This is a genomic window from Streptacidiphilus sp. EB103A, assembly GCF_041261405.1.
Classification (GTDB): domain Bacteria; phylum Actinomycetota; class Actinomycetes; order Streptomycetales; family Streptomycetaceae; genus Streptacidiphilus.
Genome location: NZ_JBGCAQ010000001.1, coordinates 37,532 through 50,415 on the forward strand (window position 1 = coordinate 37,532; position 12,884 = coordinate 50,415).

9 protein-coding genes are annotated in these 12,884 nt (G+C 70.0%); 2 read left to right on the forward strand and 7 right to left on the reverse strand.

Features of this window, described 5'->3' with window-relative positions:
* Window positions 1–103: 103 nt before the first annotated feature.
* From ABH941_RS00170 to ABH941_RS00195, 6 genes are all read right to left on the reverse strand, one after another.
* A complete protein-coding gene (locus tag ABH941_RS00170) occupies window positions 104–1,120 on the reverse strand; it encodes a TIGR03842 family LLM class F420-dependent oxidoreductase (protein WP_370126425.1) in 1,017 nt (338 codons plus the stop codon).
* Window positions 1,121–1,206: 86 nt separating this feature from the next.
* Window positions 1,207–2,607, reverse strand: a complete 1,401-nt coding sequence (hydA, locus tag ABH941_RS00175) for a dihydropyrimidinase (protein WP_370126426.1) — start codon at window positions 2,605–2,607, stop codon at window positions 1,207–1,209.
* A gap of 59 nt (window positions 2,608–2,666) precedes the next feature.
* A complete protein-coding gene (locus tag ABH941_RS00180) occupies window positions 2,667–3,509 on the reverse strand; it encodes a nitrilase-related carbon-nitrogen hydrolase (protein ID WP_370126427.1) in 843 nt (280 codons plus the stop codon).
* A gap of 372 nt (window positions 3,510–3,881) precedes the next feature.
* Window positions 3,882–5,054 carry a Clp protease N-terminal domain-containing protein gene (locus tag ABH941_RS00185; RefSeq protein ID WP_370126428.1) on the reverse strand — a complete coding sequence of 391 codons (1,173 nt, stop codon included), beginning with the start codon at window positions 5,052–5,054 and terminating at the stop codon, window positions 3,882–3,884.
* A 383-nt stretch (window positions 5,055–5,437) separates the two neighbouring features.
* On the reverse strand, window positions 5,438–5,821 hold the full coding sequence (locus ABH941_RS00190) for a limonene-1,2-epoxide hydrolase family protein (RefSeq protein ID WP_370126429.1): 384 nt from the start codon (window positions 5,819–5,821) through the stop codon (window positions 5,438–5,440).
* A 46-nt stretch (window positions 5,822–5,867) separates the two neighbouring features.
* Entirely contained in the window at window positions 5,868–6,776 is a 909-nt protein-coding gene (locus ABH941_RS00195; protein ID WP_370126430.1) for an NADP-dependent oxidoreductase, read from the reverse strand.
* Between the two features lie 87 nt (window positions 6,777–6,863).
* On the opposite strand from ABH941_RS00195, the gene ABH941_RS00200 reads away from it, so the two are divergent.
* The gene (locus ABH941_RS00200) at window positions 6,864–7,397 is read left to right on the forward strand and encodes a MarR family winged helix-turn-helix transcriptional regulator (protein ID WP_370126431.1); all 534 of its coding nucleotides are present in this window, start codon (window positions 6,864–6,866) and stop codon (window positions 7,395–7,397) included.
* A gap of 167 nt (window positions 7,398–7,564) precedes the next feature.
* Here the strand turns inward: ABH941_RS00200 and ABH941_RS00205 are convergent, their stop codons facing one another.
* A complete protein-coding gene (locus ABH941_RS00205) occupies window positions 7,565–10,960 on the reverse strand; it encodes a lectin (RefSeq protein ID WP_370126433.1) in 3,396 nt (1,131 codons plus the stop codon).
* Window positions 10,961–11,301: 341 nt separating this feature from the next.
* Between ABH941_RS00205 and ABH941_RS00210 the strand changes: the two genes are divergently transcribed.
* Window positions 11,302–12,870, forward strand: a complete 1,569-nt coding sequence (locus tag ABH941_RS00210; RefSeq protein WP_370126434.1) for a sialidase family protein — start codon at window positions 11,302–11,304, stop codon at window positions 12,868–12,870.
* The last annotated feature ends 14 nt before the right edge of the window (window positions 12,871–12,884 follow it).

Here is a 12,884-nt window from a genome sequence, read left to right on the forward strand (position 1 = left end):
CGGCCACCTCGGTTCGCGGGGTCTCGCGTGGGGACGGGACAGGAAGCCGGCGGGCACGGCGTCGGGCTGCCGGACGAACGAGTGGAGCGGTGTTCCCGGGTCGTCAGCTCACCGCGGGGATGACACGGGCGCCGTAGGCGTCGATGGTCGACTCCACGGCGTCGTGCATGGCGTAGACCGCGAACTGGTCCACACCCAGGTCACGAAGCTGCTCCAGCTTCGCGACCTGTGCCTCGGGCGGACCGATCAGGCAGAACCGGTCCACGATCTCGTCGGGTACGAACGCGGTGTCCGGGTTCCCGGAGCGGCCGTGGTGGCGGTAGTCGTACCCCTGACGTTCCTTGATGTAGGCGGTCAGCGCGTGGGGGACCAGGCCGGAGCTCTCGCCGTACTGGCCGACCAGGTCGGCGACGTGGTTGCCGACCATGCCGCCGAACCAGCGGCACTGCTCCCGCGCGTGCGCCAGGGCCTGCGGCGAGTCGTCCTCGGTGACGTACGCCGGGGCCGCCACGCAGATCTTCACCTCGCCCGGGTCGCGTCCGGCCGCGACGGCCGCGTCGCGGACGGCCTTGACCATCCACTCGGTCAGATAGGGGTCGGCCAGCTGCAGGATGAAGCCGTCCGCCTGACGGCCGGTCAGGGCCAGCGCCTTGGGTCCGTACGCGCCCATCCACACCGGCAGTGACGCACCCTCCTTGACCCACGGGATCCGCATCGCGGTCCCGTCGACCACGGTCTCCCGGCCCTCCGCCAGCTCCTTGATCGCGTGCATCGCCTCGCTGAGGCGGCCCAGGGTGGCGGGCTTGCGGCCCGCCACGCGCATCGCGGAGTCGCCGCGGCCGATCCCGCACACCGTCCGGTTGCCGTACATGTCGTTGAGCGTCGCGAACAGCGACGCCGTCACCTCCCAGGTACGGGTCGAGGGGTTGGTGACCATCGGGCCGACGACCATGCGCTCGGTCTCGGCCAGGATGCGGCTGTAGACCACGAAGGGCTCCTGCCAGAGCACCACCGAGTCGAAGGTCCAGCCGTGGCTGAAGCCGGCCGCCTCGGCCCGCTTCATCCGTTCGATCAGCAGCGAAGCGGGCGGGTCGGTCTGCAGAACGAGGCCGATGTCCACGGGAAACCTCCGGTAGCACGGGAGTGGGAAGACGGGGGAGCGTCAGGAGAAGATCGGATGGGGTTCGGACGGGGGTCGGGTGGGGTTCAGATGAGGTACTGGCAGGTGGCGCGGGCCTGGTAGCGGCCGTGTCCGGGCCGGCCCAGGTAGGCGTCGTCGTCGACGACCACCGTGCCCCGGGAGAGCACCGTCACCGCCTTGCCGCGCACCCGGAGGCCCTCGTAGGCCGAGTAGTCCACGTTCATGTGGTGCGTCGCAGCCGACAGGGTCTGCGTCGCGTCCGGGTCGTAGACCACGATGTCGGCGTCCGCACCCGGCGCGATCGTCCCCTTGCGCGGGTACAGCCCGAACATCCGGGCGGGCGTCGCCGACGCGATCTCCACCCAGCGCCGCCGCGAGATGCGCCCGTCCACCACGGCCTGGTGCAGCAGGTCCATCCGGTTCTCCACGCCGGGCAGGCCGTTGGGGATCTTCGAGAAGTCCCCGCGCCCCAGTTCCTTCTGACCGGAGAAACAGAACGGGCAGTGGTCTGTCGACACCACCTGCAGGTCGTTGGTGCGGAGCCCGCGCCACAGCGCCACCTGGTGCTCCTGGGGCCGCAGCGGCGTCGAGCACACGTACTTGGCGCCCTCGAAGCCCGGCTCGGCCAGGTTGTCGGTGGACAGGAAGAGGTACTGCGGACAGGTCTCGCCGAAGACGTTCAGCCCCCGGTCCCGCGCGGCCGTCAGCTCCGCCAGCGCCGAGGCGGCCGACACGTGCACCACGTACAGCGGCGAGCCGGCCACCTCGGCCAGACGGATGGCGCGGTGCGTCGCCTCGGCCTCCAGCAGTTCGTGCCGTACCTGGCCGTGGTAGCGCGGGTCGGTGCGTCCGCTGGCCAGTGCCTGCTCCACCAGCACGTCGATGGCGATGCCGTTCTCCGCGTGCATCATCACCAGGCCGCCGTTGTCCGCGCCCTGCTGCATCGCCCGCAGGATCTTCCCGTCGTCGCTGTAGAAGACGCCGGGGTAGGCCATGAACAGCTTGAACGAGGTCACCCCCTCGTCCACCAGGAAGTCCATCTCCTTGAGGCTGTCCCCGGTGACATCCGACATGATCATGTGGAAGGCGTAGTCGACGGCGCAGTTGCCCTCGGCCTTGGCGTGCCAGGCGTCCAGGCCCTCGCGCAGCGAGCGGCCCACGGACTGCACCGCGAAGTCCACGATCGTCGTCGTCCCGCCCCACGCCGCGGCCCGGGTGCCGGACTCGAAGGTGTCCGAGGCGGACGTTCCGCCGAAGGGCAGCTCCATGTGGGTGTGCGCGTCCACCCCTCCCGGGATCACGTACTTCCCGGACGCGTCGATCACGCGGTCCGCCGACCAGCCCTCGGCCACCTGGCTGCCGCCGGCGGCGAGGGCCACCACCTGTTCGCCCTCGATCAGGACATCGGCGACCGTCTCCTCGGCCGCCGTGATCACCAGCCCGCCCCGGATCACCGTGCGAGTCATACGCGTTGTTCCTTCCGCTCTCCCCGTCAGGGCGTTGCTCGGGCCTCGGCCGGCTCCGGTCAGGCTTCGGCGAGGGAGCCGTAGGCGTCGGGGCGGCGGTCCCGGTAGAAGGCCCACTGATGGCGGACCTCCCCGATCAGGCCGAGGTCGAGGTCGCGCACGACCAACTCCTCCTCCTTGTCGGAGGCCGGCTCGCCGACGAACTGGCCGCGCGGGTCCACGAAGTAGCTGGTGCCGTAGAAGTCGTTGTCGCCGTACTCCTCGACGCCGACCCGGTTGATCGCGGCGACGAAGTACTCGTTGGCCACGGCGGCGGCCGGCTGCTCCAGCTGCCACAGGTAGGCGGACAGGCCCCGGCTGGTCGCCGACGGATTGTACACGATCTCAGCACCGGCCAGGCCCAGCGCGCGCCAGCCCTCCGGGAAATGCCGGTCGTAGCAGATGTAGACCCCGACCTTTCCCACGGCGGTGTCGAACACCGGCCAGCCCAGGTTGCCGGGCTTGAAGTAGTACTTCTCCCAGAAGCCCTTGACCTGCGGAATATGGTGCTTGCGGTACTTGCCGAGGTAGCTGCCGTCGGCGTCGATCACGGCTGCCGTGTTGTAGTAGACACCGGGCTGCTCGACCTCGTACACCGGCACCACGATGACCATGTTGAGCTCGCGGGCCAGGTCCTGCATCCGGGTCACAGTCGGCCCGTCCGGCACGGCCTCGGCCCAGGCGTAGTGCTCCTCCTCCTGTACCTGACAGAAGTACGGAGCATTGAAGACCTCTTGGAAACCGATGACCCGAGCACCCTGCGCGGCCGCCTCACGGGCGTACTGCTCGTGCAGGTCGATCATCGACTCCTTGTCGCCCGTCCACCTCGTCTGGACCAGGGCTGCGCGGACCACACGGCTCATCGGCTGTCTCCTCTGGAAGAGCGGTTTCCCCGTTGACGGCCGACATTAGGAGACCGTGGCCGGGGCGGTGCAGTGCCACGGTGTAACGCTGTGGGCATTCCACCGTTGCGCGGCGTCACTCGGCCGGAATTCGAAAAAACGAATTTGAAGAACGGCGACGGGTCCAGTGAAATCCACGTTTCCGGTCGAGTCCCGACGTTAATTTATGGTTACGCGGTCAGTCCTGATCGAGTGCACGGTTCGCGGTCGGTCCCCACGTTTCGGCTTCGAGCAGGCGGCGTGTCGGCGGGCAACCATGTCACGATGCCGGCGCAGGACAGTGTCCGGTCGCACCAGCAGGAGAGCGGCCGGTCCCGTTCCCGGTGATGGGTGTCAGCCGTGGTTTCCGCCGGACACGGTCTCGCGCAGCCACAGCGGTGGGTGGGTCAGCGGGCCGAGCAGCAGGCGTCGCAGTCGCCATCTGAGGAGCCGGTTCCTTCCCCGGCGTCTGCGGGTGCGGGTCGCGTCGGCCCAGGCGGTCAGTGGAGCCAGGCCGCTCCAGCGCACAGCCAGCCGGTCGCAGGCCAGTTCCGCTGACCAACGGGCCGTCAGCTGCTGGAGCAGGGCGCCGCCCAGGGCGACCAGCGCCGCCGCCGCGGATCCGCTCTCCGCGCCGCCGACCACCAGCGGCACCAGCAGCGTCACGCACACCTGTCCGCTGAGCTGGTCGTTGCGCAGCAGGTGGGCCATCTCGTGCGGTACCACGAACCGCCACTGAGCCGGGCTGACCGCCGCGGCCAGGGCGATCACGACCACGCCCCGCTCGCCCAGCCGTACGTTGAAGCTTCGGCGGCTGGAGCGGTCCACCCGGATCTCGGCCCGGGACAGGCCGCGCCCGGCCGCTACCGCCGCCAGCAGCGGCGGTAGCGGTGTGGCCCGGGGGTGCCGGTGCTCCAGGATCCGAAGCCGGCGCCGGAGCTTGCGGGCGCGCAGCGCCAACGCGAGCAGCGGTGCCAGCGGCAGCATGGCGCCCAGGAAGACAGCGAGCGGCAGCCGCGTCGAACCCGCCGCCAGGGCCGTGATCGCCGCCCCGACCAGGCAGTACCACAGCACCGCGGCTGTGATCACCGCCACCGGGGTGGACCGTCCGGGCAGGCGGGCCGGCGCGGGCAGTTCCTCCCAGGACCGGGGTAGGGCGAACTCGGGTCCGTTGGGCAGCAGCGGCACGACCTGGTCGCGGACGGCCTGCGCGCTGACCCCGGTTGCGGCCAGTGCCGCTGCTCCCGGCCCCTCGCTCTGCTCCGCGACCGCGATCAGCAGGTGGCCGCTGTGGACCGCGAAGCACTCCGACTCGACCAGCAGTGCCGACAGACCTCCGAACACCGCGCGAACGGACGGGCCCAGCGGTACGTCCCCCAGCGGCGGGGGTGCGTCCCGGGTGGCCGCGAGCAGCGCCGGGAGGCCGGGATCGATCCGCGTGGCGGTGACCTCCAGGGCCGTCAGTGCCCGCCAGGCACCCGAGTCCTTGTGGACCGCCAGCCCCAGCAGCAGGTCACGGCTGTCCATCTCCGTCGCTCCGCGTCGCTTCACGAGCAAGGCCGCGATGCCCACCGCACTACGGGCGTCGGCGGTGAATCCATCGAACATCGGTCCCCCCGGTGTGTAGGGCTGGGGCAGATGGTCGCACGCCCCGCCCCGCCCGGCGAGCGGTTCGCCGACGTTCACATGCAGCCGCTGCGCAGTGCCGCGATCGTTTGCCGTGCCCCGGCAACATGCGGACGTCGCAGTGCAGTTGGGCTGTGGATCTGGCAGTCCGACTCGTGTCGGACCGTGCCCTCACTGCCGGGCAGGCCCCACCTCGCCCCCGGCGAGTGCCGCCCGGCACGGTCACCAGCAGCTTCACGTCGGCACGCGCTCCATGTGGACTCGAGCGCTGATGAGGTCCGGCCTTATCCCATCCGGCTGGTGAACTGGTTCATGTCGAAGTAGTCGCGCCAGGCGTTGATCCTGCCGTCGGTGACCTCGAAGGTTCCCATGACCGGCAGTTCGAACGATGTGTCGGTGAGCCTGAAGACGTCCACCCGCTCGGTCATCACGACCGGTCCGTTGGCTGCGATGTTGATGACGCGGAACTCGATGTGCTCAATGCCTGGCGGGCCTGGGCGGATGAACGAGGTGATGGTGTTGGCGATGGCCTCCCGGCCGGTGATCGGCGCCAGCGGGATGTTGTGGTAGATGGCGTCGTCGGTGAAGAACGCCGCCAGCTCGGCGGCCCCGGCGTTGTCCGACCACGCCGCGCAGAACCTGCGCACTACCTCGATCGGGCTCTCCATCTGGTTCCTCCCGTGGTTGATCCGAACGGTGCACTGCGACAGGCCGCTAAGCGGTGAGGATGAGCTTTTCGTGCGCTGTGCCTGCTTCGAGGAGGGCGTGCGCCTGCGCGGCGTCCCGCATCGGCAGCAGCCGCTGGGCACGCAGACGGAGTTGCCCGGAAGCGAGTAGTGGCATGGTCTGCTCGACCGCGTCGGGAGCGCGGTCCGGGGTGGGGGCGGAGAGGGCGACGCCGAAGTCGGCCGCGTGCTCGTCCGCGAGGGTGATCACGCGCGCGGGGCCGCCCGCGAGTTCGACGGCGTCGCGCAGGCCGCCCCTGCCTCCGGCGTCGAGGACGGCGTCCACCTTGCCGACGTGCGCGCGCATCTGCGCCAGGAGCGCCGATCCGTAGCGGACCGGGATCGCGCCGAGATCCTTGGCGAACTGCTCGTCGCTCGGGCCGGTGGCGCTGAAGACCGTGAGGCCCTGGAAGACGGCCAGTTGGGTGGCGATCACGCCGACCGAGCCTCCGCCGCCGAGGATGAGCAGGGTCTCGCCGGAGGTGACGCCGAGTTGGCGCAGGACGCCGACGGCGGCTTCGGCCGAGGCGGGCAGCGCTGCGGCGTCGGCCCAGCTGACGGTGGCCGGTTTGACGGTCCAGGCCGAGGCGAGGGCGTATTCGCCGTACCCGCCGAGCGTGGGCAACTGGGCGGCGACCTCGTCTCCCAGCGACACGCCGGTCACGCCCGGTCCGAGGGCGTCGACGGTGCCGGCGGCCTCGAAGCCGAGAACGGCGGGGTCGGGCAGCGGGAAGATCCTTTGGAGGTCGCCGCGCCGGATCTTCAGGTCGGTCGGGCCGACTCCCGCCGCGTGTACGCGCATCCTGATCTGACCAGGTCCGGGTGCGGGCAGGGCGACTTCCGACCACACGAGCGTCTCGGGCGATCCGTATCCGGTGAGCACTGCTGCGTACGGCATGGGTACCTCCTGCTCCTGGCGGTCCGCGCGAGATGATGTGGGCGCGGCACGCCTCGACGGTGGTGCTGGACAGAAAGTATAGGTGACATGTCACGCAATGCCAATGGTGGCGCGCCGGTGCCCGAGGGCGGGTGGCTCGACGGCGAACAGCAGCGGGCCTGGATGGCGTACATCCGGGTTCAGCTGCGGCTGACCTACGAGATGAATCGCCAGCTGCAGTCCGACAGCGATCTGTCCCTGCCGGATTACGACGTCCTGACGGCTCTGAGCGTCGCCGACGGGGGCCTGATGCCGATCACGGTGCTGGCCGCGCAGATCGGCTGGGAGCGCAGCCGGGTCTCGCACCACGTGCGGCGGATGGCCAAGCGGGAGCTGGTGAGCTGCAGCCCGTCTGCGAACGACCGGCGCGTGACCGAGGTGAGGCTGACCCAGCACGGCCGGAAGGTGCTGGAGGCCGCGGCTCTGGGACACGTGGAACTCGTGCGTCGCCTGTTCTTCGACGGCTTGCCGCGCGAGCTGGTCGGGCCGCTCAGCCAGGCGCTGGAGAGCGTCTACGCGAACATAATCGCGCAGGGCACGCTGCCGCCGCCGGTGGACTGGCGCCCGCCCGGGAGCGAGTGACCGGCGGCGGGCGCAGGGCTTGACCTGGAGACCAGCGCGAGTACCCCGCACGAGTGCCGTACCAGCCCGCCCACCAGCAGCTTCGAGGTGACTTTTGGCGGCATGTCGGGTACTCGTGCGGGGTGCCACCGGCGCCGTGGTTCGGGTTCAGCGGTGTGGTGGTGGGCTTATCCGCCGAAGGCGATCGCGAACAGGTGTACCGTTCCCGAGGCGCCGGTCACCGGCAGTGTCACGGACGCCACGCTCTTCGTTCTGTCCAGCGGCACCTTCACCGAGAAGACGTAGGCCTGAACGGTGTCCTTGGTGCCGTCGGCGGTGTTGCGGTAGGTGGTGGTGACGGCGGTGGTGTCGCCTGCCACCGGCTTTTTGGAGGCGCCGTTGAGCGTCCAGTCCGAGAACGTCACCGTCGCCGCCGTGGTGGTGCCGTCGGTGTAGGTGACGGTGAGTTGGCCGGGGACGCCGGTTCCGTCGAGGGGTGCGTTGGTCGCGGCGCCGAGGAGGCCGAGGTAGGCGCCGGTGGTGCCGTTGGGCTGCGGGATCGTCTGGCCCGCGACCTCCAGGTTGTCCGGTCGGCCTGCGGCGATGGTCGGCCAGCTGTAGGCGATGCCGTCCGCGCCGACCTTCGTGTTGCTGCCGACCCCGGCCGTGGCCAGGGCGGTCTGTGAGTAGGCCCATCCCTCGTCGTCGAAGCCGCCGGAGAAGTGGGTGCCGTCGGGGTAGACGCCCTTGTTGGACTCGTAGGGCCACAGTTCGCCCGGTTGAGCCACCGACACCCGCAGCGTGGCTGCGGCGATCGCGGCACCGCTGCTGTGGTCGGTGACCGCGAACGTCACCGCGTACGCGCCCTCGGTGCTCCCGACCGTCACCGGTGTCTTCGCCTCGGCGCTGCCCGACGCGGGCACGGTCAGCGAACCCGAGAGAGCGGCGAGGGTCACGCCCGAGGGGGCGGTGGCGGTCCAGTCGGCGGTGACCGGTTGGGTGCTGAGGTTGGTCAGCCGCAGTGTGGCGTCGGCCGAGCCGCCCGGCGCGACGATCAGCCCGTCACTGCTCGGTCCGGTGGCCGCGAGCATCCGGCCGCCGCCGGTGGTGTCGGACGGCGGGACCGCGGTGCCCGAAGCGGCCCAGGCGGTGTTCGGCACGGTGTTGAGGCTGTAGTCGACCGTGCCGGCCTTCTCGAACTGAGTGAACGTCAGCCACGAGTTGTTCCACTCCTTGCCCTTCACGTCCACTGCCTGGACGTAGGGGGCGTTGGGCGCGGCCTGCGGGGCGTTGATCGCGGCCTGCTTGCCGTTGCCGAACGTCACGTTCGCGACGGGGAAGGCCGGGCTGCCCAGCACCAGCGTGTCGGTGCCCGGCGTCTCCGGGTACATCCCGAGCGAGGACCAGACGTACCAGGAGCTCATCGCCCCCAGGTCGTCGTTGCCGAACGAGCCGACCGGCGCGTTGAAGTAGAGCTTCTGCTGCGCCTGGCGCACGGCGGCCTGGGCCTTCCAGGGCTGCCCGAGGTAGTCGTACTCCCAGGGGATCTCCAGGCTGGGCTCGTTGCTGAGGTCGGCGTTGGTCGCACCGGGGGCGGTGATGTCGCCCAGGAGGCTGTCCAGGTAGGACGAGTACGCCGCGTCCCCGCCACGGGCGGTGATCAGTTGCTGGAGGTCGAACGGCACCATGGGCGTGTACTGGGCGGAGGTGCCTTCGACGAAGCCGTTGGACGTTCCGGGGGTGAAGCTGCCGGCGAACTGGCCGTCCAGGTCCTTGCCCTGGATGTAGCCGGTCTGCGGGTTGAAGACGTTCATCCAGTCCTGGGCGCGGGTGGCGAACTTCTGGTAGTCCGCCGTGTTGCCCAGCGCCTTCGCGAAGGACGCCAGGGCGTAGTCCGCGCTGTCGTACTCGAGTTGGGTGGAGACCGGGCCGTAGAAGTTGCAGCAGCCGTAGTCCGTCTCGTCCAGCGGCAGGTAGCCCTTGGCATCGCGTACCGACTCGCCGGGACGGTCCTGGTTGGGCGCGGTGGCCTCATGGACCATCGCGTCCAGGGCGTGCGCGGTGTCGAAGTTGCGCACCCCGAACGCGTACGCGTCCGCGATGATCGAGGCGCCCGGGTCGCCGACCATCACATAGCTCTCGCCGTTGTCGGAAGCCCACTTGGGCAGCAGGCCGGTCTGGTCGTAGCCGTTGAGCATCGAGGTGACGATGTCGCCGGTCACCTTCGGCTCGACCATGGCGATCAACTGCGTCTGGGAGCGGTAGGTGTCCCAGCCCGAGTAGTTGGCGTACTGCGCCTTCTGGCCCTTGCTGAGCTTGTGGACCTGGTCGTCCATGCCCATGTACTGGCCGTTGTCGTCGGAGTACACGTTGGGGTGCAGCAGCGAGTGATAGAGGGCGGTGTAGAACTGCACCTGCTGGTCGTTGCTGCCGCCGCCGACCTGCACCCGCTTCAGGACGGTGTTCCAGGCGTCGTGGTTGGCCTGCCGCATGCCGGCGAAGTCCCACCCCTTGACCTCGGTGGAGCGGTTCGAGGCGGCGTTGGCGTCGCTGGTGTACGAGATCCCGACGGCCGCCGTCACCGTGGTCGACGAGGAGGTGTCGAAGGTGAGGTACATGCCGTTGGCGCCGGTGACGGGGGCGGACGAGGCCGTTGCGGTGGGCGAGGGCGCCTTGTCGGTCGAGGGCCGGGCGCCCACGGTGCTGGCGCCGCTGGTCGGGTGGATCTTCGGCGACGGGGTGCCCGGGAGCGTGAAGTGCTGCTCCTTCCGCGGAGTGCTCTGCGGCGCGGCCGGCGTCTGCTGGGGCCGGCCGAGGCTGAGCGACTTCGCGTCGGGGTTGATGGTGCTGCCGACCCAGGTGCCGCTCTGGGTGAACGGGTGATTGAACTTGATGTCGAAGTGCAGCGTGTAGCGGTTGTTCGCGCCGCAGAAGTGGCCGCTGTCGACGGCGCCGCTCACCTCGGTGTCACTGACCACCTTCGCCCGGGTGCCGTCCACCTGCGTGGCGCCGCCGCTCAGCTTGAGCAGCAGATCGGCCTGCGCGCCGGCCGGAAAGGTGAACGTCCCCAGGCCCGCCCGGGTGGTGTCGGTCAACTCGGTCCTGACGCCCAAGGCGTCGGTCAGGCCGTAGTAGCCGATCCCGGTCTGCTCGTTGGCATGGCTGAACGTGGACATGGTGTCGGAGAGGTTGCCCTTCAGCGCACCGGTGAGCGGCAGGATCGGGATGTCGCCCGCGACGGGGCAGCCGGGGCCCGAGACATGGGTGAGGCTGTAGCCGGAGATCTTGGTGCTGTCGTACTCGTAGCCGCCGCCGTCGGTGCGGGCGGGCGTGGTGTCCGGGCTCCACTGGATCATGCCGTTGGGCATGTCGGGACCGGGGAAGGTGTCCACGGCACCCGAGGTGCCGATCAGAGGATTGACCAGGGCTGCGGGGTCCGTGACGAGCTGTGGGCCGGACGCGGCCACTGCACTGCCGAGGGGCTGGAGGGGTACGACCGAGATGGCCACCAGGGCCACCACGGTCAGGCGTTGACGGAGTCTGCTGCTGATACGGGGTCCGCCCGGGCGGCGCCGTGTGGTCATCGGTTGCCTCCGCGTTTTGCGCTTCGCGCATGGGTGGTGTGCCAGGGGCAGGTGGCTTCCTCGATCGGCATCGGCGTCACGCCCGAGGGTCTGACAACGTTGCCAATCGGCACGAAGCATGAGTAGAGCGCGGATGCTGAGTGCATGTCAACCAGGGCCTCCGCATCACCTGCCCCCTCGGCGCACCTCGTCACTGCGGGTGTCGATATGGACTCCTGACTCACCGTCATCTGTCCGATCGGGCTGCAACGGCACCCTCCCGCGGAGTGTCATGGCCCGCTAAGCTCTGGGGTCGACAGATGCACAGGAGCGTCACAGGCATCCCATGTCCGGGGGATCACATGCGCGCACATGTCCGATCAGCCGTTGCCACAGCATCCCTGCTGTTCCTGCTCTCCTCTGCCCTCACCACCGGATCGGCCGGCGCCGCCGCCGGTGGAGAGCCGCTCAACCTGGCCTCCCCCGGCGACCCCTACGCCGCCTGCGACCTCAGCGGCGACGGGCCCGGGACCAACTCCCCCTCCGCAGAGGTGGAGCCGTACGTCGCGGCGAACCCCCGCGATCCGCGCAGCGCGGTCGGCATCTTCCAGCAGGACCGCTGGTCCAACGGCGGCGCCCGGGGCCTGACCGCGAGCTACACCCGCGACGGCCGCCACTTCAGCGAGACTCCGCTGCCGTTCAGCCACTGCGCTCCCGGCGGCCTCCCCTTCCAGCGGGCCTCCGACGGCTGGGTCAGCTTCGGCCCGGACGGCACCGCCTACGCCAGCGGGTTGGTCTTCAACGTCACCGACGCCCGCAACGGCGTCGCCGCGACCACCTCCTACGACGGCGGCCGCACCTGGAAGCACACCAGCATGCTGATCGACGACAACGACCCGGCGATCGGCGACGACAAGAACTCGGTCACGGCCGACCCGGTCCACGCGGGCGTCGCCTACCAGGTCTGGGACCGCCTCGACCAGACCACCAGCCCTGCACCCTTCTTCACCGGTCCGGCGTACATATCCATCACCCGTGACAAGGGCCGCACCTGGTCGACCGCCCGTCCCTTCGTCGACACCACCGCCGTGCCCAACTCGCAGACCATCGGCAATGTCATCGTCGTCGACCCGCGCAGCGACACGCTCTATGACTTCTTCAACTGGATCACCTACTCCGACGCGACCGCCGGCACGGTCACCGACGCGCACTACGGCGTCGTCCACTCCACCGACCAGGGGCGCAGCTGGAGCAAGCCGGTCGCGGTGACGCCGGACACGTCCGTCGCCGAGGTCGACCCCAACGCCCCTGCCGACGCCACCAAGGCCCTGCGAGCGGGGAGCGGCCTGCCCAACGTCGCCATCGACCCGCGGAGCGGCGAGCTGTACCTCGCCTACGAGGGCTCCGACTTCAGCGGCGGCCAGTACAACTCCATCCAGCTCGTGCACTCCACCAACGGCGGACGCACCTGGTCGGCGCCGACCCGGGAGAACCAGGCCCCCGCCGCGCCCGCCTTCACCCCCTCGATCGCCGTCGACAGCCACGGCACGGTCGACATCACCTACTACGACCTGCGCTACCTCACCCCCGGCAACACCACCACCCTGCCCACGGCGGCCTGGCTGCTCACGCTCCCGCGCGGTGGGGAGGGCTATCCGTCGGAGCGGCGGATCACCCCGGTCTTCGACTGGCTCCAGGCGCCCTACGCCGGATGGGGCCACTTCCTGGGCGACTACGAGGGCCTGGCCGCCGACGCCGGCTCGCTGCGACCGATCCTGGTCGAGACCAACAACGCCGGCCCGCTGGACTCCACCGACGCCTACAGCGGTCTCCTCCGGCCGGGCATCGTCAACGCGGCCACGCCCACACCAGCCCCCACCGCGCACGTCACGCCCCGGACCCGCTTCACCGCCCACGCCTACCGACACTGAACCGACCGACCTGC

Coding starts and splice junctions, on each gene's coding strand:
- hydA (WP_370126426.1), bottom strand. CDS start 2,607: ATGACTCGCACGGTGATCCGGGGCGGGCTGGTGATCACGGCGGCCGAG.
- ABH941_RS00180 (WP_370126427.1), bottom strand. CDS start 3,509: ATGAGCCGTGTGGTCCGCGCAGCCCTGGTCCAGACGAGGTGGACGGGC.
- ABH941_RS00185 (WP_370126428.1), bottom strand. CDS start 5,054: ATGGACAGCCGTGACCTGCTGCTGGGGCTGGCGGTCCACAAGGACTCG.
- ABH941_RS00190 (WP_370126429.1), bottom strand. CDS start 5,821: ATGGAGAGCCCGATCGAGGTAGTGCGCAGGTTCTGCGCGGCGTGGTCG.
- ABH941_RS00195 (WP_370126430.1), bottom strand. CDS start 6,776: ATGCCGTACGCAGCAGTGCTCACCGGATACGGATCGCCCGAGACGCTC.
- ABH941_RS00200 (WP_370126431.1), top strand. CDS start 6,864: ATGTCACGCAATGCCAATGGTGGCGCGCCGGTGCCCGAGGGCGGGTGG.
- ABH941_RS00205 (WP_370126433.1), bottom strand. CDS start 10,960: ATGACCACACGGCGCCGCCCGGGCGGACCCCGTATCAGCAGCAGACTC.
- ABH941_RS00210 (WP_370126434.1), top strand. CDS start 11,302: ATGCGCGCACATGTCCGATCAGCCGTTGCCACAGCATCCCTGCTGTTC.